The sequence below is a fragment of the Streptomyces sp. NBC_00271 genome (assembly GCF_036178845.1).
In the GTDB taxonomy this organism is placed as follows: domain Bacteria; phylum Actinomycetota; class Actinomycetes; order Streptomycetales; family Streptomycetaceae; genus Streptomyces.
In genome coordinates this window covers 1-22323 of sequence record NZ_CP108072.1, presented here as the reverse complement: position 1 = coordinate 22323, position 22323 = coordinate 1, and the positions used below count along the sequence as shown (strand labels likewise).

Sequence of the window (22323 nt, the reverse complement as noted above, 5' to 3'; positions counted from 1 at the left end):
CGCGTCGAACGCGCCGGTAATCGCGCCTCGTTGCGCACCAAGTGCGCCTCGGTGCGGTGCTCACCGTGGTGGATACGCCGTATCCCCGGTGCCGATACAGCAAATCCCCAAGGCGATACGGCGAATGGTCGGTGCGCACTGACCGCGCCGGTGCGCATCATCCGAGCGCTCCTGGACCCTGGCCGGTGCGCGGCTGGTGCGGGCGGTGCGCACTCTGCCCGTCTGGCTGATGCGCGCGCGGCGCGCCACCCGGGTTCGGGTGCGCAGACTCCGGGTTCGGGTGCGCAGGCCTTCGCACCCGTCGGCGCGCTTCGTCTCCGACGCTGGCGAACGCCCTGCCTATCCGGCCGATCTGGTCGGCAGTCAGCTCCAGGGCCTCCAGGTCGGTGCGCAGGGCCGCGAGGTCGACCGCCGGGCAGGCCCCCGAAGGCGGCTGCTCCTGGGCGAAGAGGAGCAACTGCTCGGGCATCGCGGCCTGCTGGTGCACCACGACGTCGTCGTACAGGGCGCGTCCGGTGCGGCGCGCGGCATCCAGCCGGGCGCTGAGAACGGTGGAGGCGATGACCGCGCGGTCGTAGAGCAGCGGGACGTGCGGGATGTCCCACTCCCCCGGTTCCAGAGGCAGGCGGGGCGCGTCCGGGTCGCCGGGGCCGGCCGGGGGCCGGTCGCTCGGATCGGGTTCGGCGTCCGGTGGGCGGCGGCGGCTGGGCAGGTCGGCCAGGGGCCAGCGGGCGGTGTAGAAGCGGTAGGCCGGCAAACGGCCGCGCAGTGTTTTCGGCTCGCTGACGTCCAGGCAGTGCGTGGCGATGGCGGCGTCCACGATGTCCTCGTCCAGGCCCGGTCCGCGGCGGCGGCCGCGCAGGACGAGAGCGAGATGACGGCGGACTTCGGCAAGCAGGTGCCGGCGGTGGAAGAAGCCGTCCTTGTTCATCACGAACACCATCGCGGTGACGTCAACGGCCGCCAGGGCGACGCCGACCACAGCGACGACCCGGGCCCGGATCGCCGCCGCCGCGGCACGGGCGCGCTCGAGGAGGGAGTTGATGACATCGACGGCCACCCCGGAGGTGAGGATCGCGCTCGTCTTCCACCACGCGCGCAGCTGCGCGAGCGGCCGGGTCTGCTGCTTGGGCGGGCGGGTCATCTTCGCCGCGATCCGGTTCAGCTTGGCGCGGGCCTGCTCGGAGACCTCGGCCGCGAACTTCAGGTTGCCGTCGCCATCAACAGCGGTGACGTACTCATGCTCCAGGTCTGCCAGGCAGGCGGCTATCTGGGCGCTGCGCCGTGAGGTCCAGCGGACCAGCTCGTGCGGCACCCCGGCGATCTCCATCACCGGGCGGCGCCCGGCGGTGACAGTGCGCGGCTCGGAGGCCAGCCCCAGCACCTCACACACCTCAGCCATCACGGTCTCGTTGTAGAGCGCGGACGCGGCGACGGTGTTCTCGAACAGGACCTCCGAGTGGACCGATCCCCACTTCCCGCCTGGACGCTGCCCCTTCACCGACAGCATCAGATGGTCATGGAGCAGCGGCATTCCCGACCGGGCCTCGCAGCGGCGGAAGCGGGCGGCGACCAGGCCGCCGGGCGGCCGGACCTGGTAGACGCCGTCCTTGCCGAAGCGGATCACCGCGACCTGGTCCTCGATCCACTCCAGCACTCTCTCGATCGCCCCCTCGTGCGCGGCCTCGATCAACCGCCGGGTCTCGTCATCACCCAGCGCCCACAGCAGGTAGATCGTCGGCTGCGGACGGAAGACGAAGTCGACGCCCGTGACCTTCACCCGCCGACCGAGGGCTCCGGCCTTCCACGCGGCCTTCGGTGACTTGCCCGCAGCCAGCTGGTCGGCCTCGATCAGATCCGCGTGCGGGTGCCGGCCCTTCTCCCCGAACAGGTTCCGTAGCTGCGCCTCGGTGACGACGTCCCCGGCGGCCAGGCCGAGGGCAGCGAGCCCGCGGCCCACCCAACGACCCGCCGGGACACCGGCCTCCTGAGCCTTGACGAGCGGCGTGCGCGCCGGGCGTCTGCCGTCGCCGACAACGACCTGGCGCAAGTAGTAGCGGTACATCTGCCCGGCGGTGATCAGCGCGATATCCGTGGTCATGAAGACCACGCCACACGACGCTGACCTGCAAGGAAAGCGCGATCAGCGGTGCGTCCCGCCAGGCGGGAGCAGCGGTCCCAACCTTCTTTCCGAGCGCCCGTCAGGCGGGAAGCGGCCCCGGTCGGTCAGCGAGTGTCATCGCTCTCAAGAACCGGGGAGGGGGACATCGCGCTTGCCTCGGTACTGGTGCCGCTGGAGGACTTCTGCCACCAATGCAGGAGACAACCTCTGACGATGTAGCCGAAGGTGTGCAGGTGCATCGGAAGGTCCTTTGCGAGCCACGATGCGTTGCCCGCCGCAGCTGCGAGGCCGGAGGGGCGCTCATCCAAAGCTGCCCCGCTCGACATCGGCACCTGGCACAGAGGCGATGGGAAGGGCACACCCCCATGCAGCCTCGCCGAACGATAGCCGTACACCTGGCTGACCCTCTTCTTGAGGTTCGGCCAGTCCCAGCCGACCTGTGCATACGCTTCCGGTCTCACAGGCGGAGGCCCAGGCAGGTACTGCTCAACGCAAGACATGAAGCGCGCAGTGGCCCTTACAACCCCAACTAGTTGGGGGGCTACTGCGGCCAGGTGCGCCTCGCCACCTGTTTCCACTAGCTGCGCTGCTAGTTCTGGCAGTTCCTGCCGCAGCAGTTCAGAAGGGTCTACGTCTCTAAGCGCTTCCCGACCGGCGATGACCTCAAGTCCAGACACCAGGAGAAGCCAGGCAAGCTCCGGGTCGGTGTCTGCCACCCACAGTGCGTCTCGGAACTGACGGGCGGCCCGAACGAGCGTGACGGCGTCTTCGCGCCCCAGCGCGAAGTATCGGTCCATCCAGCCGTCCAAAGACTCCAGGCCGATCTGTTTCGGGGTGGGGTAAATAGGGCGTTGAGTCGCCGTCCACTCAGGGACATGGTGGCCGTAGAGGTGGGGAGTTCCTCGGAGATCCTCCTCCCCCTTGAAGCTCCGGACTGGCCCACCAGAACGCAGGCGCACTTCAGTCACCAGGGAGATGATGCAGGCAATCTCATCATCGAGTGTCAGGTTCAGCCACCCGTCAGTGTCGGTCTTGTCCATCGGCTGCACGTCGAGGTCGGGAGAATGATCATCGAAGTACAGCGCCAGCACGGGTCCTAGTCGCCCGCTCTGAGGAAAGCCGAGACAGTTGGTGAGGACATAGGGGTGGCATGTGATCTCAAGTCCCCCCGTCACGTGGCTGTCGGAGTAGAGGAGAAACTCGGCTCCACCTGTGCGCGGACATCCTCGGTCTACGAAGTGGCGAGCGTTCCAGCTCCACGGGGCGGAGACGTTGAACTGCACCTGATCGTCCATGTTCTCAAGGTGAACCAGACAGCTTCACTGGCACAACGCATTTCGTGGACCAGGTGGGGGTGCGAGCGTCCCGGCCCCAAACGGCGCCGCTGACATGCCGGCCGCGTATCGCGTGCCTTAGCTTGTCCTTATTGCGGTGCCTCTGACACGCCGGCCGCATCCCCCGCCTCACCCCGCCAGTGACCGCCGTCGACGGACAAGCCGTGGCGCCGCAGGTCGTTCGCCGCGCCACGGTGGGAAGCGGTGCGATGCCGGGTGCGCCAGTGTCGGACACGGAAGTGGCTTCGGCAGTGGGACCGGAAGCGCCGACGGCAGGAACTCACCGGGGCTTGCCCAGCACCCGGGACGGTGCGCGCGGCGGGGTCGGACGGCGGGGTCCGGTCGGCGGGCGGGGCTCCAGGATCCCGGACGGACGCGGCTGCGGGAAGGGGTGGCGGGGCCGGGCACGGGCGGCTTGGGCACGATGTCCTCGCGTTTCTCCTGCACCAGGGCCGGGGTGGGCGACTGTTGGTCCGTCCCGCGCGCATCCGGCGCGTGCGGGGCGGATGCCACCCTGCGGGGTCACACCTTGTCCGCGAGCAGGCCGGGCGGGTGCCGGGGTAGGCGGCGCAGACCGAGCCGCGTAGCAGCGGCACCGCTTTCTTCGCCGCAGTCTCCTTCGCGGCCGACTTCCCGCCGCCCGTCTTCTTCTTCGCGGCCTGCGCCTGCTTGACGATCAGGCTCGCCTCTGCCCGGAACACGAAGGCGACAGCGAGCAGCGGAGTCTGCTTCCGCTTCTCGATCTCTTCGATCGGCTACCCAAGGACGGTGGCCAGGCGTGCCGTCTCTGGGTCGCGCCGGCGCACACCCACGTACCGCTCCCCCACCCACCGGCCAGGACAACCGACCTGCGGCGAGGGGCCTCAAGGCCCGTGACCGCGCTGGCAGCAGCTCGTTGAGGTCGTTGGCCCAGGCTCGCATGTACCTCTGGCCGCTGCGAGAACCTCCGTGTCTTCTCCTCCCGGTCGAGTTGAGCGTGACGCCGTCTCAGCTCGCTTCCTCGGCGTCGGCGAGTGCCGTGATCTGCGCGTACCGTTCAGGGTCGAGTTTCTGCCCGAACTGGTTCAGGGCACGCAGCATTTCGAAGAAGGCGGGCTGTTCCATCTTCCGTGTCAGGTGCATCGCGATGAACAGCGGATCGTCGTAGGGCAGTGAGCGCGGCTGCTTGTCTTCGTTGACGGTGTCGGTCCTGGGCGGGCGGTCGGCGGCGCCGCGTGGTTCCGGAACGGCCGGTTCGGGTTCGTGCTCGTCGTCTTGCGCCTCTGTCTGGGTCTCTGAGGCCGGGACGTTGGCTGCCGTGCTGCTGGTGATTACGCCGTAATCACTCTGGACGTTCTCCGGCACGCTGGGAGCCGGTTCGGCCGCTGTCTGCTGCACTGGCTGCGGACGGGGGGCCCGGGCCTCGGTTTCCTTGCGTGCCCGTTCTGCTTTGAGCTCGTTCAGGGCCGCTGCCTGTTGGTCGGCGGGCTTGTTGCCGATCGCGCGCAGCAGGTCGATGGGCTCTTCCCCGATCCTGGCCTGGAGTTCGGGGGTGAGATTGAGGAGCGCGAGGCGTTGTGACACCCAGCCCTGGGAGCGGTGGAGGCGCTTGGCGAGGGACCGCTGGCTTCCGTGGATGACGAGGAGCCGCTGGAGAGCGCGTGCTTCGTCCAGTTCTTCGAGGTCCTGGCGGTGGATGTTGGCGACGAGGGCTGACTCGAGGAGTTCCTCGGAGGTACCGCCTTGGTCGTCGCTGACCATGACCTTGAGTGTGGCAAGGCCGGCTTCGCGGGCTGCGGCAAGCCGGCTGCTGCCGTCGATGACGATGTGCGTGGTATCTGGTTCGAGGTCGGCCTCGCGGTCGGGGTTGGCGTTGATGTAGGCGTCACGGTTCATGACCGTGATCGCCTGCTTCTGGCCGTGCGTTTTGAGGCTGCCCGCGAGGTCGGTGAGGTCGCCGAGGTTGGAGCGCGGGTTGTCGGGGTTCGGGCTGATGCGGTGAACGGGGAGTTCCGCGGGCGGGGCGATCCCGTCTGTCGGGACCCCGGTTGCGGCGGCGACGGCCTGGCGGCGTGCGCTGACGGTGCGCACTCCCCCGCCGAAGCGGCCGCTGCCGAGCTGGTCGGCCTTGCTCACAGGACCTCCCTGGCGAGGGCGCGCATGCCGACTGCCTGCTGCGATTTCGGCGCGTAGGACAACAGCGGCTTCTTCACGCGGACGGCTTCCTTCTGTTCCTTGAGGTCACCGATGAGCCCGACCACCCGCGGATCCTTTATGTCGACCCAGCCTTGAAGGGAGGACGTGGCGATGTAACCGCGGCGGGAGTCATACAGGTTGACGACGATGCCCAGGTAGTCGATGTCGATCTGCAGGTCGCTGCGCAGGTCGTCGACCTGGGTGGTGAGGAGTTCGTAGGCGTCGGCGGAACTGTCCTCGGCCTGGACGACGACTAGGGCCCCGGACTGTCCGGGCTTCTCGGCGTCACGGCGGCGGCCGTAGTAGGCGGCGGCGTCCATGCTGAGCCCGAGGCTGGGCGGGCAGTCGACGATGATTACGTCGTAATCACTCTCGAGCGGAGCGAGGGCTCGCTCGAGCGCCGATTCGCGGGCGCGGACTGCGGACAGCCGCACGTCGAGAAGGAAGGCGTCGTTGCAGGCGGGCAGGAGGTGGAGCCGGCCGTCGAAGACGTCGTCGTCAACGGAGACGATGAGATCGCGGAGCTCCCCCTTGGGGTCTCCCGCCATGTGGTTGGTGAGACTGTCCCCGTTCAGCGGCAGCGGGGTGGCACCGAGTTGGTTGGTGAGGTGGCACTGCGGGTCGAAGTCGACGAGCAGCACACGCATCCCAGGCCCGGGCAGGTTCTCGATGTCGAGCGGATCGTCGGCGGGTTCGGCTTCTCCTGCGTTTGTCTCACTGGCGCGCAGGGCTTTGGTGAGGGCCTTGGCTACGCGCACGGAGTGCAGGGAGTTGGAGTCTTCAGCGAATGCTTCGCCCAGTCCGGCGGTGATGGCGGTCTTGCCTACGCCTCCCTTCTGGTTGCAGACGACGATGCGGCGGGTGATCGCGGGCCGCTGGATGTCGGGTGCCGGGTTCGTGTCGAGCCAGAGCTGGACGGACTGTGCGAGGCCCTGGATGAGGGAGACGCGTCGGTCCGTTGCGATCTGGCGGAACTCTTCCCACTGGCCGGGCGGCAGGAAGGTGGAGAAGGAGTCGGCTGCCGCGGTGTCGAGAGTGGCGAGGGTGGAAGCGAGGCTGCACCAGTCTCGGATGCCCTGCTCGACGGCGGTCTGGATGTCGATGCCGTGCTGGGCGACTCTGATCTTGAGGTTCTGCCGGAGCCATCCCGGCAGTTTGGAGACGACCTTCTCGCGGTCGCTGGAAGTGGATGGCGAACTCATGGGGGACACCATACTAACGTCCTAGATCATCTGAGCGATTGACACGTTAGTTAGGCCAAGTTGAAGCCGGATCGGGAGTTGCCCGCGTGATTCCTGTCCCCTCTCCCCCGGCCCGTGACATCACACCCGGCTCGCCAGTGGCACTTCATGCCGATTGATACATCGATGCCCCGGGAGTCCTATTCGATCTGCGGCAGCAGGCCTGGCTCGGGCCGCAGCCGTATGCGTGACCGCCTGGCTGCTCCGGTTCCCTGGACCTCAACTCGGGCCGTTCCGCGCCAAGGCCGGAACGAGTGATTACGCCGTAATCACCGGAGGGACAAAGTTGAGGTCATTGGCGGGACAGGCTTCTCGTCAGGCCCGCGGCGATCGTGGTGGCCAGGATCCAGCCTGCCGCGATCAGCGCTGCGGCGAGCCATTGCTGCCAACCGTGCGGGTTGAAGGCCTGCTCCTGGCCGAAGCTCACGACGGGCACCAGCAGGTCCGGGGTATAGAGGAACGCGTTGAAGGTGGGCGCCTCGGCCCGCTTCACTGCGGGTGGATGATGTGAGGCGAAGGCAAGGATCGCAGTGAGCAGCAGGAGCACGAGCCACGCAGCCGCGCGCATGGGCCGGTAGCCGTATCCGACCGTCCAGTCCTGGATGTAGCACCAGATGCGCAGTGCCACCGGCTGGCTTGCCCGCTGACGACGGCACTTGGCGAGCAGTACCTCCCGCGCTGCGGCGTCGTGGCCCTGGGCGGTGTAAGTGGCGGCGAGTTGCCCATAGGGCTGTGGCAGGATGGCGTCCCGCCATGTGGTGTACGGGATCAAGACACCGGAATCCGCAGGCCAGGGGCTCCGACCATGCCCGATCGGATGTCCAACTCGCCTTACCGGGATGCTTCGTGGGCTGCAGTCTCCGCAGAGATCGCCACGGGTCTCGAACCGGAATGCGTAGCGCTTGATCCCCTACACCACGTCGCGGGACACGACCTGTGGCCAGGTATCCGGTGCTGCCCTTCGCCAGCCAGGCGAGACGGTCCCGGACGGGCAGGCTCGCTTCGAGATGGCGGTAGGTGAGCCCGTCGAGAAGCAGGTCGTCGGGCCAGCGCGCCGGGTCGTCGGCGAGGACATCGATCTGTGAGTGCCGGAAGTCCACGGGCCCGCTCAGGTCGGTGTCAGCTTTCGTTCTGACTGAACCCGCTCTGATCTTCCTCAAGGAAGGCGCCGCCCGCGCGCAAACAGCCGGGCGCCGTGAAAATCGATGCTGGTGCCGACGACCTCGTCGTTGAGGACGATGTGTTCGTCGGAGGACAGGCCGCGGCAGTTGATGCGCCCCGCGACGCGCAGCCGTCGGGCTGACAGCGTCTGGCGTCCCGGGTTGTGCAGACGTGCCGCCGTCAGGTCCAGCGAACCCTCGATGTGGGCGCCGTCCAGAATGACTTGTCCGCGCGCCGATAAGCCTGAGGTGCCGACCAGGTCGCCGCTGATTCTTGCGAGTGAGGCGTCGAAGGTGCACTGGCCGGCACCGTCGAATCGTGCGCTCTGGAGTTGAAGGGGGCCCTGGATGGCGCTCCCTGAAATTTGGACTGTGCCTTCGACTGTGCCTTCGACTGCGGCTGAATCGGGGGCCAGCGGGCCGTCCACATGGAGCCGCTCGGCGCGCACCGCCGTACCGGCGGGATTGTTCAGCTGTGCACCGCTGAGCACGCAGCAGCGGGAGATCCGTGCATCCTGCAATCTCAGCACCCCCTGAGACACGAGTGTGTGACCCGGCAGGCGGGCGCTGCCGAACAGGCCGCCGTCGACCACGATCCCGTCTCCGTTGAGAGTCGCGCCCTCCGGATTGACGATGCGGGCACCCTCCAGGACCAGAGTCCCGCCGATCCTGGCGCTCCACATCAGCAACTCACCGTTGATGTCTGCATCCCGGCAGAGCAGATCGCGCTCGACCACGAGGCTGTCGGCGTGAAGGGCGGGGAGCACCGCTGACGTGCAGGCCTGTCAGATCAGCTGTGCCGGTCACGTGAGTCCGTGTGAGCCGGACCGCATGCGTGCTGCGGCAATCTGCGAGGCGGAGGAGGCCGGCGATGCGGGCGTCTCGCAGCAGCACACCAGGCAGCCGTGAGCCGGTGAGGTCGATGAGTTTCGTTGATGCGGCTTCCAGGCAAGGTTCGTGGTCGAACGTGCAGCCCGTCATCGTGAGGGCGTAGGGAACGTCGCAGCCAGACAGATCAAGCTTTCCGGTCACTCTGGCCCCGTGTACGCGCAAAGCAGGGACATGCCCGGCTTCTGGCTCGCGTTCACCGAGCATGAGCCGGGCAATGATCTCGGCGCGCACGATGGTCTCGGATGCCGATCCAGGCCCAGGCACCGAGGGCCCGAAGCTGATGCTTTGGCCTCTGGGAAACGCATCCCACAGACGTCGTTCTGCCTCAGACAGGACTACCCGGCATGTCCAGGTCCCCCTCGTCTTGGCTTTGCGGCCAGAACACGCAGCGCCCTGGTGGAGACGCGCGTCCCCATTGCTGGGTTCCGCGCGCCCTCCGTCTGCGGGACTGGTTGGGGCCCGGGGGAGAGGTGGTCTGTCTGGCCCCTCGTCAGCGCGGCTGTCTACTGCGTCTGGCCCATCTGAGCCGTTAGGAGGCAGGGTGGGGCCTACGACCAGGCCGCCAGCTTCTTGAACGTGTGAGCGGGCAGGGAGACGCAGCGGCCGATGCCTCTGCCTCCAGAGGGACTGAGACTGCCCAGGTCCGCAGGGACAAATGATTACGCCGTAATCACCAGGAGGCGGCCGGCCCCGAACACCAAGTGATTACGGCGTAATCACCGACCGGAGCCGCGGCGAGAGCAGAAACGGCACGCCGTCCTGCTGTCCTGTCTTACTCAATCGAGTCGTCCGTCTCAGCGAACGTAGTCGCGCGATTGAGGGCGCTGGGGGTGATCTGCTCGTTGTCCACAGCCGGAACATAGTTCTAGCCATGCCGTCCTGGCACCGGAAATCCCATGGCTCTCGCCAGTCGAATCAACCAAAGTGCAGTAGTGAGCGCTGAAGAGAGTCCAGTCGAACACGAGGACCGGTGGGCCCTGAACCTTCGCGGGATGAGCGTCACCAAGATCAGCGTGGACTTCCGGCTCGTGCTGCTCCTCGACTCGGACTGGGAGATCGCACTGGAAGCACCCGTCAACCTCTCGCACGGGACAGTCCACGCCAACCCGTCCGTGCTCCTGAAACCGGAATCGCAGGACGTCGCAGCGGCCCTCTCACTCTTCGGAGCGAAGGCCCTGTCGGCGGTCGCGTTCAAATCCGGCACGCTGCGTCTCGTTTTCGACACAGGACACCGCCTGACCTGCTCGTCAGATCCGTCCTTCGAAGCGTGGCAGGTCACGGGCCCGGCAGGATGGCGCTTCGTATCGCTGCCTGGAGGCGACCTCGCTGTCTGGACCCGCTCATGAGCGAGCGCCTTCATCGCAACGCGATCGAGGTGGCCACAGTCGGGAACCGGAGACAACAAACTTGTGACCCAGGTCACGGTGAATGCTGAAAGATTGCTGCCGCTATGGCGTCCCAAGGAGTAACTGTCCCCCACTCCTTCCGAAAGGACGCCGGTGATCACCAAGTACGAAGGGGATGGCGTCGACCCCCCGACGCAGGCCATCCACCCCAAGGTGATGGCCAGGTTCACCGAGGCGCTGAAGGAGGTGCACCCGCGCATCGACCATGTCGTCGCACGCATGGTCCGAGACCGTCACCTCCGGGAAGACATCGTGCAGCACGTGGACGTTGCTCTCTACCTCCACATCAAACGCGACGACGCCTTCCGGGAGCCGATCATCACCTGGGCCTACGTGGTCGCAAAGAACAAAGCGATCTCCGAGTTCAGACGGCTCGCCCCCGAGGTGGCGGCGGGTGAACTGCCGGAGACGAGTCGGCTGTTCCAGGATCCTCACGCGGGCGACCCGACTGCGGGCATCGCGTTCTTCGAACTGCTGCAGGACGTGGAACGGGCCATCGCCGACACCAGGCAGTACAAGGTCTGGGAGATGACGCACGTCGCGCAGCTCACCGGTGTAGAGATCGGCAGGTCGCTGGGCATATCTGCGGCGACCGTCTCCCGAGACCTGAGCAGGGCAATGGCCAAAGCGTCAAACGTCGAACACTAGACGGTGATCACCTGGCGCCCCTAGGGGCCGCGGTACTCACATCACCAGCGACTATCGCGGCTCCGGGGGGATTCAGGCTGGATCCCACTTCCACACGCACGCCACCTACCGGAGGAACTCATGCAGCTTGAGACCCGGTCCTCCCCTCAAGACAAGGCATTCGCCTTCCTGGAGGAGAGCGACCGACGCCTCGCAGACGAGGCACCCGCTTCCACCCACTGGAAGTCGTACGCGCTGATGATCGCGGCTATCGCCGACGGGGGCACCAGCGCGAGCGACGGCACGGCCGAGCACGACCCTCTGTCCCACGCCCCCTTCGGTGTCTCCACCGACACCAGGAACTAGGAGAGGCACCTGAGATGTATATAGCGGCACCGGTCATCCATGTCGTCCTGGTGGCGATCGTGATGTTCTTGGCGGTCGTAGCCGTCTCTGCGCGCACGATCGTCAGCAGCCACCATGAGGACTTCTCGCTGGACGGCGTGCGGATACTCGTGTAGGCCTGACGCAGGACGCGTGCGAAGCCCCGGCCAGGCAGCGGCCGGGGCTTCGTTCTGTTCGGGAAAGGTTCCGTCTGCGTGCAAGACGGGAGGCGGGACGTGAGTCCTATGGCGCATGAAGCGAATCGACTCCCTGACACCCGAACTGATCGAGCAGGATCTGGAGCGGCTCGACTGGCTGGACCGGCGTGACGACGTCGTCTACAGCATGTTCGCGGTGTTCCTCTTCTTGATTGCGGCGGCCCTTTACACCGGAGTTGCGGTCTTCGCGTTCCGGGGGATTGGGGCGGCAACCACAGGCTGCGCGGTCTTCGGCTCCCTCGTGGGCGGCTTCGGCGCCTGGCTGCTGCGCAAGGTCCTGAAGCGCCGCCGCATCCGGAAGCGCCGGTCGCAGGGGAGCAGGGAGTAGTCCGGAAACCTTCCGGGCCTGAATACGCAACGAGGCCCCTGGCCGCGGCATTGAACTCCGCAGCCAGGGGCCTCGTCATGATCCGGCAGCGCCGGAAGGGGTTGCCCTACGTGGTGGGGACTGGGGAAGAGGCAGTGTTCCAACCATGCGCTATTCGGGGATGGGTGTGGCTCCTCTACAAGGACATCCAGCACGGTATACATCACGCACCCGGGCCGGGAGCCTGTGGATGCAATGGACAGTTCGGATCTGGTGGCGCAGCCCGGTACGGTGCGAAGGCCGTGTCTGCAGCATCCCGGTAGGGACGCCGGGACATCCGGGTAATGAGCTGCCACATAGTGCGTTCTTCAGACAGTTGCTGCGGCAGTACCAGTCCGAGCGCGTCGGCCAGCGGTTTGCGGCCCAAGTTCACCATGGCCCGTACAGCGGCGGCCCACTCGTCGGTGGCGTACACCGCGGAGCGGTACCACAGCGGAATGAGCGCACACAGTGTGATGGCAGTGACGACCAGCAGGGGCCGCTCAGCCCCGGCTGAGCCCAGGGCGAGGAACGCAAGCACCGCCACCACCCCGTGCCCGTACAGCAATGCCACGAAGAAATCCACGTTGGTACGTGCCGTTTCCACCTGGCGGCGCGCCTGCTCGGGCGCGGCGGCACTCAGCTCGTTCCACAGCACCTGCGTATCAAGCCGGAAGCGGTTGTGGCCGTACTCTTCGAAGCGACGGATCGCATTGCCGAGCCGAGTCGGGGCGATCTGGTCGTCATCCGCCGGGTAGCGAGCCATCTGCTCGTTAAGGAGTGCACGCTGTACCAGAGTGCGTCCCTCCGGACGGGTGATCAGACCAGCGATCCGCTCTTTGCGGGCCCGCTGACGTCTGCATCCACGGTCGTACGCGCTGCGTGGCCACAGCAGATAACCCTCAAGGATCCGGTAGAGGGGGGTCTGAAGTGCATTGAGCACGATGCCGAAGAGAACGGCGGCACAAAGGAGCAGCAAGGCCGTCTGACTGGCCGAGCCAGGCCAGACACGCTCGATGGCTGCGGTCCGCCGCATGCTGGGGGCGACAGCGAGAAAGAAGACCGCGAGATTGAGCGCGGCGGGCAGCACCCAGCCGACGACCAGCGCCCATCCACCCCCAAGGACGCCCTTGGCAATGTCACCCACGGATCAGGACTCCCGCGGCCAGTCGTCGTCCGGATCGTTCTCCGGTCCTGGAGAGGTGTGCCCGTCGGCGGGGCGGCCTAGGCTCACATTTCCGTGCACGACGCCAGCTGCGACCGAGCCATAATCACCGCCGACGGCCAGCCCGCCCTGGCCGGCCGACCCCGCGCCTTGGGAGGCGTGTTGGGCCAGCAGCGCGCGCAACTCCTCTGCGGCCTGGCCCTGCTCCGTGCCATCCAGGCTTTCCAGCAGGTCTTCGATACGGGCCTGCCACGCCGCCACCTGACCGAGGCGCACCCGCTCCACCTCGGTCGGCCCGGCCGTCTCCAGCAGGACTGCAGTCTGGTCGAGGCGCCCCACTGCTGCGTTCTCGCGCTGCGGATTTCCTCGGCCGAACCAACGGGCCACCTGCTGGCGGAACTCTGTCCATGCATCTGTGCCGGCGGCCTGAACCAACGCAGTGCCTCCCGCCGCGGCCAGCGCGGTCATTGCTTCCGACAGCATCCTCGCTCTTCCTCCCGAGAGATCAGATCCGGCCCTGGGATGTGTGGCACCGAGCCGTCACCACGACACTCCATCAGACACGTACCGGCACCGCCCCTGGTTTCGCAGAGACGTTCCAACCTTGCGCTATTCGATGGCCTGGATGGCTGCGAGGTAGTCCGTCCAGCTGTCCTGGGCGAACCGAGCCCACCTGTGAGCGCTGGTAGCGCTGACGCCGAAGAGGTCACTGATCACGATCGGAGGAAGGTCGGCCGGCGGCCTCCTCGATGATGGCGGACCACGTCTGGTGCCCGAGGGCTACAAAGGTGGCCGGGTAGGCGCCGTCGTCGCCCGCCCCTCCGATGCCGGTGATGTACAGGCCGCTGTAGGCGAGGAGCCGTGCTCCTTGGCGTCCCCGCCGGGATTCCAGATCTGCTCGACGGGATACGTGGTGTCGTCGGCAGCCTCGGGTCTCGATCTCGTACAGGGCCGTGGTCACGCCGACACCTCCCGGGCGATCGCGGCCGCCAGGAGCACGGCGGCATCGGTCTCGTACGGGTCGCCGTAGCCCTCGTGGTCGCTGACGTCGAAGGACGCGCCTTTCGCGGTGACCGCGAATCCGGGGACGATGGTGGCGGCCTTGCCCGCCAACTCAGTGTTGAGGCGGTCGGCGTCGTGGCCCACAAGCCAGGTCTGGAAGTAGGGGCCGAGGCGGAGCAGCGTGTGCCCGGTGCCGTCGCTGCGGCGCGCTTCGACGTGGACGCCGTAGTTCACCGGGGCCATGCCGACGTCGTCGGGGAGGTCCAGACCCGCCGCAGCGTGGGTGAGCGGCGCGTAGGCCGGGTTCCATGCACCGAGGATCGTGGTCGTCTCGCAGCGCAGCCAGCCTAGCTTCCGGTAGCGGTCGCCGTAGGGGGCGTGCGAGCCGCCGGGGTGCTGCAGGGCGACGGCGATGATGGCGGGCCCGTGGTCGTCGCCCGGGCGGGTGTGAGCCCCTCTCTACGAACGGTCCGACGCGTACGGCGACGTCCTGGCAGCGTCCGGGGGCCCAGGGCTTCGGGTCGCGCGGGGCGGCGAGCAGCGCGCGGAACTGGTCGACGGCGGTCTGGTCCTCGGGGGCGAGGCGCCGGGCGCGCGACCGTAGCCGGCGGCGGAAGAGACGCTTCATCGGGTGGCCTCCTGCGTGGGGCTGGGGTGGGCGGTGCCGTTGGCGGGCGTCTTGAGTACGCGCGGCAGATGAACGTGAAGGCGCTCGACTTCGATCTGACGGCCACGCGCACGAAGTTCGCGGGCAAGGAGTTCGGTGAGTCCGCATGCACTTTAAGGAAATGATCAAAGCCCTCGGCAGACCGCCGCTGTGGGCAGACTGTGATGCGCAGACGGCGTGGGCGACCAAGAGCCGGGCTCGAATCCGGGCACGAGCTCAACAGGAATTGAGGTCGTTCTGGCTCCCCGTGAGCCTCGGGGCGTTCGGCAGCTGCAGGTGGCGGACCGTCGTCGTCAACTCGCCGGCGGGGATTGGGTTACCGTCTCTCGTCTCCGCAAGCGAAGGCCCGACTTTCAAACACGGTGGGGACCTACGTGGGCTGAGGAACGGGACGTGAGTGTGGGGGCACTCGCTGGGTGCTTCCACAGCCAGAAGCCGGACTCCTGCGGTTCTGTTGGTGACTCCGAGACTCCGAAGCCTTGCCCGATGCTCCCGGACGCGACCACCTGCCCGTCCGGGCTCACTGCCACCGTGTCGGTGTCGTTTTCGGTGAGCCTGGAGATGAGGTGCCCGGTCGCCACGTCCCATACCCGGACGCCGCCCACGCCGCCGGTGACGAGTGTGGTGCCGTACGGGCCGAAGGCCACGGAAGCGGTGTAGTCGCCAGTGAAGGTGCTGACCGCCCGAACGGTGCGCGTGGTCCACAGGCGGACTCCGTGCACGCCGCCGGTGGCGACGGTTTTGCCGTCCGGACTGAAGGCGGCCGAGATAGTCGATTCCTTGAGGACGGTGGCAGAGATGCGGCCGGTGGCGACCTCCCACAGCCAGCACCGCCCTTCATCGGCAAACGCCGAACCTCCGACGAGGTTTCTGCCGTCGGGGCTGAATACCAGGGCGTGTATGGCTTGCTCGTTCAGGGGGACGGTGAAGGTGGCCTTCGTGCCGCCCTTCGCCACGCTCCACAAGCGGATCCCCTTGCTGCCGTATGCGTCGAGGCCGACTCCGCCGGCCAGAGTATTGCCGTCGGGACTGAACGCCAGTCCAGTGACCGAGTGGTCGCTCTGGAGGTCAACAGTGATGACACCAGTTGCCGGATCCCGCAGCCGGATGCCGTCTATACCGCCGGTGGCGAGGGTCCTCCCGTCGGGACTGAACGCCAGGTTTCCCGGACGGTCCTGGTCATTCAGTAGGGCGATGCTGCGGCCGGTGGCTGAATCCCGCAGCCGGAAGCCCTCGTTGCCACATGTGGCCAGGGTCTTGCCGTCGGGACTGAACAGGACGGTGCCGGTGCCCTCGCCGCTGATCTTGCTGGTGGTCTTTGCCGTGCCCGCGCTGCCGCTGTGCAGCCGTATCACCGTCGCGGTGGCAACGCCTGTACCGGCGACCGCGAGTGTGCTCAGCATCAGGTCACGCCGCCGGATACCGCGGCGGGGCGCAGGCAGCTTCGCCCGGCTGGCATCCCCTCCAGCCAAGGCCTTGAGCTGCGGCGAGGAGACCTCCCGAGAGCCGACCGAGCTGGGCAACCGGGTCTTCGTGGACAGGTCGGCAGTCGTCGCCGGGTCTGGCCTCTTGGGCTGCGCTGGCGGTGCCACGTCCACGGCATGGGCAGGTGCTCCGAGGCGCGCTGGAGATGCTGCCTGCCCGGCAGTCGGGGTCTTGACGGACGCGTTCTTGGCCACCGGGCATTGGTCAGCGGTGTCCGTGCCGCGCTGGTTGGGATGCGGGAGATTCCGGGCGATCAGCCTGTGCCTCAGGTGGGGATACAGCTCCGCGAAGGTCAGCACGGGCGGGCCGTCAGCGACCCCTGCACCAATCAGGTCAAGCAGTTCACCGGTGAAGGCGGTATAAGTGTCGGCTTGCCCCGCGTGCGCGGTTCGATCGGCTGCGGTGAGGGTGTAGGTGCCTCGTACATCGGTTATGTCGGCTAAGTGCTGCCGATCCCCTGCGAGTACATCGATGGCCCGACCGGAGTAACAGCAGTCCAGCACAACGGCTTTCACCTTGGCGGGGCTTCCGAGCAGAACGCTCCGGATCTTGGAGTACTCGAGTCCGGTTACGTCCGGTTCGTCGGCGAGAGTGTCGCTCACGGCGAGTACGAGGTCCCCGTTCATGGTGACGGTGCCGTGGCCCACGAAGTACAGCAACAGCACACCGTGGGTGTTTTGAGCATGGCGGCGCAGATCGCTCATCACACGACGGCAGTCGATGGGATTCAGGATGGGAGTGATCTGGTCGGTGGACCAGCCGCCCAACTCCTCGTCGATGAGCATCCCGTGCACGCCCTGCATGCTCTTTTTCGCAGCGGGCACGGACGGGAAGGATGGATCCTGGTAGGCGGAGACGCCGATTAGCACGGCATGTGAACCGGACCGGTCGATTCGATCAGTTCCCAGGGTCATCGTCGCCGCCAAGAATCCGGGTGATCAGTCCGACAGGGTCGCTGACGCGCCGAGCATCGACCTCGACCGTGCGGCCATTGGCGGTGACGGTCACCTTGACATCTGAACGCCGGGCGCCCAGCCACGCGGACAGTGACTGGGCCAACGCCACACCGACTCCGCCGGAACCTACAGCGACGCTGATCACGTCAAGCCCGCTGCCGAGCTCCGTGGCTGCAATGTCCCCGCGCACGACCTGGACGGCGCCCTGCAACTCACGCTCCGCGCGGAGCCAACCGACTAGCGCGGCCAGCTCTCCAACCTCGTCGCCACCCCTGATGCCAATCACAGCGTCCATGACCTTCATCATTGCAGTCTGATCGCGAACAGACAGGAAGTTGGCCTACGGCTCTGTCCGCCGGGACGGTGGACAGAGCCGTAGGCGGTGGAGCAGGTCGCCTTCTACGACGCAGGCACGCAGGGCCTGCTCTGGCTTCTGGGCTGGGAGGGCAGCGGCTGCCTTCTGGGCTGGGACCCTGCCTGCCTGCGGGGGTCGCTGTCTTGGCTGTACGCCTTGGCGTGCGCCGCTTACCTGGTCGTGGGGTGGCTGCTCAGCTACGCGTTCCGGCTAGGGGGAGGTCACACCCCGGCGGCCCGGAGCCGCTGGTCCTGGAACCGCCACTCCCTCTTCCTCGGCATCGGGGCCGCACTCCTCGTGGGCACGGTCTTCGACCTCGTCCTCGACCGGGTGGCTGGCATTGGCTGGGGTGCCGTGGCCGGGCTTGTCTGCTGGCTGACCACCGCGTGGAACGCCGCTCCAGCCGATCTCGGCTCGGTGACGAGCCCCCCGGCCCTGCTCCATCAGGACCGCAAGACCTTCTGGGGATTTCTGCGCACCGGCGTTCTCATCGGCCTTCTGGCCGGACTCATGCTGAACTTCCTGGTGGCGTACGTGAACGCTGGCCTGCAAGGCTACGACGTCGACCTGACCTACGAGGCCGTGCTCGGCTGCGGCTTCGGTTCCTGGAGCGGACTGGTCCTCGGGCTCGCCGCCGCCCTCCACCGCACTGCCTGGGGCGACTTCACCCTCAGCCGCCTGTACCTGGCTGCCCGGCACCGGGGGGCCCTGCCACGCCACCTCATGGCCTTCCTCGCCGACGCCCACCAGGTGCGGGGCGTTCTGCGGCAGGTCGGACCCGTCTACCAGTTCCGCCACATCGACCTGCAACGCCGCCTCGCCCGGCATACCGAAGCCCCGCCGCTACCGGCCCCGGCCCGGGCGACACCTCCGGAAGACGCGGAGGAACGACCGCTGACGTAACTGGCACTCCACTCCAAGGGAGCGCCGCGCCCATGTGAGGGTGGGCGCGGCGCTCGGGGTGTGCGGTGCTACTCGGTGGTGTCGGTGACCACGAGGAACTGGTCGCTGCCCAGGTCCATCACGACCTGAGCGTCCGTGCCTTGGACGCGCTGGTCGGCGGCATACTCTTCCGCCGACCAGGAGCCGCGAAGGCCCCCGGCGGGGAACCACTCCAAGACGGTGCGGGCCTGCGGAGTGGTCGTGGGCATCAGGCGTCACCGCCGTTCACGCGCTCGTGGATGTCGATCAGGGTGGCAATGGCGTCGGGGTTGTCAGCCATGCCGACCCACTGACCGAGCGCGGTGAAGACGGGGACCTGGTCGCGGTCGGCGTCGAAGATGACGCAGTAGTCGCCGTACCGGTCCAGCACCATGTCGCGCAGTACCGGGATGAGCCCGGTGTCCAGGACCTCCAGGCCGTGGACGGTGAGCCGGGCGGCCGCGCCGGGCGCCAGGGGTTGGACCAGGTTGCCGCTGACACGGAGCAGGTCGCCGGGCTGTATGTCGGTCAGCAACGCGTGGGTGATCTGAGGGGCTCCGCTGGTACAGGAGACGACCGTGTCAGGGGTGTCGGTGGCGGTGGTGTCCGCGTCGGCGGGGCGGACGATCAGGTCGAACGTCGCGGTGCCGCGCGGGCCGGGGGCGGGGATGGCGTCGACCCAGCCATCGACGGCGACGTGGGTGGTGTCCATCAGCTGACCTCCGCCAGGGTCTCGGTGGGGCGAGGGGTGCGGATAGTGCGCTGCGCGAGGTCCAGGAGCTCGCGGTTGCGCTGCTGTTGGTCGGTGGTGACCGGCTTGGTCCAGGGCTCGTAGCTGCTGGACCACATGGGGCTGGCGAGCTGGACCGGGTCGGGGGCCGGCGGGCGGGCCTCGCTGTGGCGGGCGCGTTCGCGGTCGGCCTGGGCGACGACGCCGACCCAGTCGAGCCCGTGGCGCAGCTGGAGCCGCTGACGCAGACCGGTGCGCTGCCGGGCGGTGGTCGCCGCCCAGATGCCGGTGGAGGTCAGCTCGCGGTTGGCGAGCGCCCACTTGAGGCATCCGGCGGCAATGGGGCAGCCGCTGCAGGCCGTTTTGGCGCGCTCGATGCGGGCCAGGTCGTCCTTGCTGTTCTGGCCGTGCTCGTGGGCGAACCAGTCCGGGTTCGTGCGGCACGCCAGCGGGGCGTCGGTGTGGGGGAAGAGGATCCGGGGGTCGGCCTCGATCGTGGCCGGGGCTTTGGCAGTTCGGCTCATGGGTGAGCCCTCCTTGCGGAGTGATGAATGCAGGGGAAGTTCAGGCGTGGTCGTCGTAGTCGCTTACGCGTTTGGGCTTCGCGTCGGAGGCGAACCTGCCGAGGCGCGCCTCGGTGGGGTTCGCGCTGATCCAGTCCTCAGCGCAGACCTTGTGCGCGGGTTCGCCGTAGTGGGAGCGCATCGGCGTGGGGGCACCGCAGAGCACGCACGGCAGGTCCTGCCAGCGGTCGAAATGCCGGGCGTCCCGCCAGTCCAGGAGGCCGCCGGGAACCGGGATGAGGCCCGCCTCCCACAGCGGCGCCTTGCCGCGGCGCCGGGCGGGCGCGCTCATCTGACGGGCAGGTGGGTGCCGGGGCGGCCCGGGCGGCGCCCGTGGACCGTGGGCGTGTAGGCGTCGTGGCGCGTCGCCAGGTAGCCATGCGGCTGCTCGCCGGTCTTGACGCGGTACATGGCCATGTCCGCACCGCGCAGAAGACGGGAAGCGCTGGCGGCGTCGGGCAGGTCGACGGCGCGGGCCGTGCCGATGGACACCGCCGGGCGCAGGATGTGCCCGTTGTGGTCGACGGGCTGCTCCAGCTGCTCGCGCAGCGCCGCTGTCTCCCGGAGCGTTGCGGTGGGCGGCAGCAGGAGAGCGGCGCCGAATTCGTCGCCTCCGAGGCGTGCGGCGAGCCCGCCGCGGGCGGCGGCCCATGCTCCGATGCGGTGTCCGATGGCGGCGATGAGGGCGTCGCCGGCCGCGTGCCCGAGGCTGTCGTTGACGGTCTTCAGGCCGTCGGCGTCGGCGATGAGGACGTGCAGCTGCTCGCGGTGAGTGCGGGCGAGACGCTTGGTGCGGTCCGTGAGGGCGTCGCGGCCGGGCAGTCCGGTCAGCGGGTCCTTGCGGGCGGCGTCCAGCTGGCGGCGCACGCGGACGTCGTCGGCGAGCAGCGCGGCCAGCGCGAGCGGCACGGTGGCCGCGATGATCAATGTGCGGGACCGCGGACGTAAGACTGTTGTGGCGGGCATGATGGCTCCTGTTCTCGCCCCTCGGGGCGGGCATGAGAGAGGCGCACCCTGTGCTGTCCAGGCGGTGGGGTGCGCCTCTTGCTTTGATCATTCGATTCCGCCCTGACCAGGCGGTCGGGCATGCTGGATGGTGCTTCCATCTCGTGACGGGGAATGGGAGCGCTCGGGGCGGTCGAGCGCCTTAGCCGATGCTGCGGCCGTCCCGGGGCCCTCTATCGCCAGGCACCCATCCGCGAAACAAAGTGCGCTCGATGCACGGTTCAGCGGGCTGTTTCGATGGCATCCCGTAAATGCGTACACGCCCAGGCCAGAAGGGATCGCTGGTCGCCTGCGGTGCTGGTCAGGGCGTCGGTGAGGTAGGTGCCGGCGTCGTCCAGGTCCTCGTGGGCGTCCTGCAGGTAGCCGGCGCTGGCGGTGCCCAGGACATCGCGGACGCGTTCGATCAGGTCGATGAAGCCGGCCGGGGTGGTGTTCCGCGGCGCTTCCTCTCCGATGAGTGCGGCCAGGTGCGCGCTGAAGAAGTCGCTGAGCGTGGCGAAGGTTTCGGTGTGTTCCTGGGGCTGGGTCTGGGTGGCCATGGGCGGCTTCCTTGTCCGTAGTCGAGGCGGATCGTGATGGGCCGCCGGACAGGCGGCTGCGGGGCGGGTGGTGCCGGGCCGGGCTGGCCGGTCCTCTGCCCGGCCCCGCCCGCGCCTGGTGACGATGCGGTGCGGGGCAGGACGGGGGACCTTCAGACCAGGGCGCCGAGGGCGGCCAGGAGGAGCAGGACCAGGGCGGCCAGGCTCAGGTCGACCGCGCGCCGCAGCTGGCGGAACTTGCTGACGGCGATCCGGGACAGCACGCGGATGCGAGCAGCGCGGGTGTCGCCCTGCATGCAGGCGCGGATCGCGGTGTCGTCCAGGCGTGCCCAGTACGGGAATGACGCGCGGTCGTCACCGTGCAGGCGAGGACGGACGACCAGGAGCAGCAGCACGGCGGCCGCGGCTAGGGCGAGGACGGCGGCCGCGCCGCAGGCCTGCGTGACGATCGGTAGCCGGCGGTCGACGACCGAGGCGAGTCCGGCGAGGGCGGCGCCGTTGAAGGCCAGTAGTAAGGACGCTTTGCCGTCGGTGCGGGCGATCTCTCCCGCGACCGTCGCCAAGGAGGCGTCCAGGGTCTTGTCCAGGTTCTTGTCCGTGTCGGTGACCGGGGCAGAGGTGGCAGTGGTCATGGGTTGCGGTGCTCCTCACGGTTGCTCAGGTGGTGGGTGCTGGTCAGGCCGCCAGGCCATGCCCGGGGGCCGGGGTGATGTAGGTGGCGGGGTCGGCGGGGGTGCCGTCATGGCACTCCAGGCAGCTGCCGAGCGTGCGCAGCGGCAGACAGTGGTGATACCGGCGCCTGCACTTGGGGCAGCGGGTGCGTGCCTCCATCGCCCGGTCCAGCGCCCGCTCCTGAGCGAGAGTCATCGGCCGGACGGGCTTGGCGCGGTCGATTCGGTACAGGTAGGTGGGCCTCGTGCAGACGCGGCCCGGCCAGTACCCGCACGGCCGGCACCTCAGGATGATCGGCTCCTGTCCTGCGGGCCGCAGGCCGAGAGCGCGTAACTGGCGGCGTGTGGCGAGCCCTTCGG

At 68.0% G+C, this 22323-nt stretch carries 26 protein-coding genes; 6 read left to right on the top strand and 20 right to left on the bottom strand.

Annotated elements, in window-relative coordinates; genetic code table 11:
- Positions 1-157: 157 nt before the first annotated feature.
- The 6 genes from mobF to OG798_RS56220 all read right to left on the bottom strand — a co-directional run bounded on the left by mobF (position 158) and on the right by OG798_RS56220 (position 8799).
- The gene (mobF, locus tag OG798_RS56245) at positions 158-2101 is read right to left on the bottom strand and encodes a MobF family relaxase (RefSeq protein ID WP_328760641.1); all 1944 of its coding nucleotides are present in this window, start codon (positions 2099-2101) and stop codon (positions 158-160) included.
- A gap of 125 nt (positions 2102-2226) precedes the next feature.
- Positions 2227-3417, bottom strand: a complete 1191-nt coding sequence (locus OG798_RS56240) for a hypothetical protein (protein ID WP_328760639.1) — start codon at positions 3415-3417, stop codon at positions 2227-2229.
- Between the two features lie 1026 nt (positions 3418-4443).
- Positions 4444-5571 carry a ParB/RepB/Spo0J family partition protein gene (locus OG798_RS56235; RefSeq protein WP_328760638.1) on the bottom strand — a complete coding sequence of 376 codons (1128 nt, stop codon included), beginning with the start codon at positions 5569-5571 and terminating at the stop codon, positions 4444-4446.
- On the bottom strand, positions 5568-6833 hold the full coding sequence (locus OG798_RS56230) for a ParA family protein (protein ID WP_328760637.1): 1266 nt from the start codon (positions 6831-6833) through the stop codon (positions 5568-5570). The genes OG798_RS56235 and OG798_RS56230 overlap by 4 nt, the downstream gene beginning before the upstream one ends.
- Positions 6834-7164: 331 nt before the next feature.
- Positions 7165-7644 carry a hypothetical protein gene (locus tag OG798_RS56225; protein ID WP_328760636.1) on the bottom strand — a complete coding sequence of 160 codons (480 nt, stop codon included), beginning with the start codon at positions 7642-7644 and terminating at the stop codon, positions 7165-7167.
- A gap of 384 nt (positions 7645-8028) precedes the next feature.
- Positions 8029-8799, bottom strand: a complete 771-nt coding sequence (locus OG798_RS56220) for a polymer-forming cytoskeletal protein (protein WP_328760635.1) — start codon at positions 8797-8799, stop codon at positions 8029-8031.
- Positions 8800-9819: 1020 nt separating this feature from the next.
- On the opposite strand from OG798_RS56220, the gene OG798_RS56215 reads away from it, so the two are divergent.
- The 5 genes from OG798_RS56215 to OG798_RS56195 all read left to right on the top strand — a co-directional run bounded on the left by OG798_RS56215 (position 9820) and on the right by OG798_RS56195 (position 11886).
- Positions 9820-10269, top strand: coding sequence for a DUF6188 family protein (locus tag OG798_RS56215; protein WP_328760634.1), 450 nt, complete (start codon positions 9820-9822; stop codon positions 10267-10269).
- Between the two features lie 153 nt (positions 10270-10422).
- Complete coding sequence (locus OG798_RS56210) at positions 10423-10977, top strand: RNA polymerase sigma factor (RefSeq protein ID WP_328760632.1); 555 nt, start codon at positions 10423-10425, stop codon at positions 10975-10977.
- 120 nt (positions 10978-11097) lie between these two features.
- On the top strand, positions 11098-11322 hold the full coding sequence (locus OG798_RS56205) for a hypothetical protein (RefSeq protein ID WP_328760630.1): 225 nt from the start codon (positions 11098-11100) through the stop codon (positions 11320-11322).
- 14 nt (positions 11323-11336) lie between these two features.
- Entirely contained in the window at positions 11337-11477 is a 141-nt protein-coding gene (locus OG798_RS56200) for a hypothetical protein (RefSeq protein WP_328760629.1), read from the top strand.
- A gap of 115 nt (positions 11478-11592) precedes the next feature.
- Complete coding sequence (locus OG798_RS56195) at positions 11593-11886, top strand: hypothetical protein (RefSeq protein ID WP_328760628.1); 294 nt, start codon at positions 11593-11595, stop codon at positions 11884-11886.
- Between the two features lie 202 nt (positions 11887-12088).
- On the opposite strand, the gene OG798_RS56190 is transcribed toward OG798_RS56195, so the two are convergent.
- The 6 genes from OG798_RS56190 to OG798_RS56165 all read right to left on the bottom strand — a co-directional run bounded on the left by OG798_RS56190 (position 12089) and on the right by OG798_RS56165 (position 17474).
- Positions 12089-13051 (bottom strand): hypothetical protein, encoded by a 963-nt coding sequence (locus OG798_RS56190; protein WP_328760625.1) that lies wholly within the window; start codon positions 13049-13051, stop codon positions 12089-12091.
- A 3-nt stretch (positions 13052-13054) separates the two neighbouring features.
- Complete coding sequence (locus OG798_RS56185; protein ID WP_328760624.1) at positions 13055-13552, bottom strand: hypothetical protein; 498 nt, start codon at positions 13550-13552, stop codon at positions 13055-13057.
- 223 nt (positions 13553-13775) lie between these two features.
- Positions 13776-14030 carry a hypothetical protein gene (locus tag OG798_RS56180; RefSeq protein WP_328760623.1) on the bottom strand — a complete coding sequence of 85 codons (255 nt, stop codon included), beginning with the start codon at positions 14028-14030 and terminating at the stop codon, positions 13776-13778.
- A complete protein-coding gene (locus OG798_RS56175) occupies positions 14027-14314 on the bottom strand; it encodes a hypothetical protein (protein WP_328760622.1) in 288 nt (95 codons plus the stop codon). The genes OG798_RS56180 and OG798_RS56175 overlap by 4 nt, the downstream gene beginning before the upstream one ends.
- A gap of 777 nt (positions 14315-15091) precedes the next feature.
- On the bottom strand, positions 15092-17149 hold the full coding sequence (locus tag OG798_RS56170; RefSeq protein ID WP_328760620.1) for a caspase, EACC1-associated type: 2058 nt from the start codon (positions 17147-17149) through the stop codon (positions 15092-15094).
- On the bottom strand, positions 17121-17474 hold the full coding sequence (locus OG798_RS56165; RefSeq protein ID WP_168504288.1) for an effector-associated constant component EACC1: 354 nt from the start codon (positions 17472-17474) through the stop codon (positions 17121-17123). The genes OG798_RS56170 and OG798_RS56165 overlap by 29 nt, the downstream gene beginning before the upstream one ends.
- Positions 17475-17561: 87 nt before the next feature.
- Here OG798_RS56165 and OG798_RS56160 point away from each other — a divergent pair, with 87 nt between their 5' ends.
- Positions 17562-18437 (top strand): hypothetical protein, encoded by an 876-nt coding sequence (locus tag OG798_RS56160; protein WP_328760617.1) that lies wholly within the window; start codon positions 17562-17564, stop codon positions 18435-18437.
- 68 nt (positions 18438-18505) lie between these two features.
- Here OG798_RS56160 and OG798_RS56155 read toward each other — a convergent pair whose 3' ends face one another.
- The 8 genes from OG798_RS56155 to OG798_RS56120 form a co-directional block, all read right to left on the bottom strand.
- On the bottom strand, positions 18506-18685 hold the full coding sequence (locus OG798_RS56155) for a hypothetical protein (protein WP_328760615.1): 180 nt from the start codon (positions 18683-18685) through the stop codon (positions 18506-18508).
- On the bottom strand, positions 18685-19167 hold the full coding sequence (locus OG798_RS56150; RefSeq protein WP_328760613.1) for a hypothetical protein: 483 nt from the start codon (positions 19165-19167) through the stop codon (positions 18685-18687). Before OG798_RS56150 ends, OG798_RS56155 begins: the two co-directional genes overlap by 1 nt.
- Positions 19167-19709: a WhiB family transcriptional regulator gene (locus OG798_RS56145; RefSeq protein WP_328760612.1), complete on the bottom strand. Its 543-nt coding sequence runs from the start codon at positions 19707-19709 to the stop codon at positions 19167-19169. Before OG798_RS56145 ends, OG798_RS56150 begins: the two co-directional genes overlap by 1 nt.
- Before the next feature lie 40 nt (positions 19710-19749).
- On the bottom strand, positions 19750-20040 hold the full coding sequence (locus tag OG798_RS56140; protein ID WP_328760611.1) for a hypothetical protein: 291 nt from the start codon (positions 20038-20040) through the stop codon (positions 19750-19752).
- On the bottom strand, positions 20037-20714 hold the full coding sequence (locus OG798_RS56135) for a GGDEF domain-containing protein (RefSeq protein WP_328760609.1): 678 nt from the start codon (positions 20712-20714) through the stop codon (positions 20037-20039). The genes OG798_RS56140 and OG798_RS56135 overlap by 4 nt, the downstream gene beginning before the upstream one ends.
- Before the next feature lie 260 nt (positions 20715-20974).
- Positions 20975-21292, bottom strand: coding sequence for a hypothetical protein (locus OG798_RS56130; RefSeq protein ID WP_328760608.1), 318 nt, complete (start codon positions 21290-21292; stop codon positions 20975-20977).
- Positions 21293-21444: 152 nt separating this feature from the next.
- Positions 21445-21924 (bottom strand): Pycsar system effector family protein, encoded by a 480-nt coding sequence (locus tag OG798_RS56125; protein WP_328760606.1) that lies wholly within the window; start codon positions 21922-21924, stop codon positions 21445-21447.
- A 43-nt stretch (positions 21925-21967) separates the two neighbouring features.
- Positions 21968-22323, bottom strand: a 356-nt coding sequence (locus OG798_RS56120; RefSeq protein ID WP_328760604.1) for an RRQRL motif-containing zinc-binding protein, incomplete at its 5' end; no start/stop codon positions are given.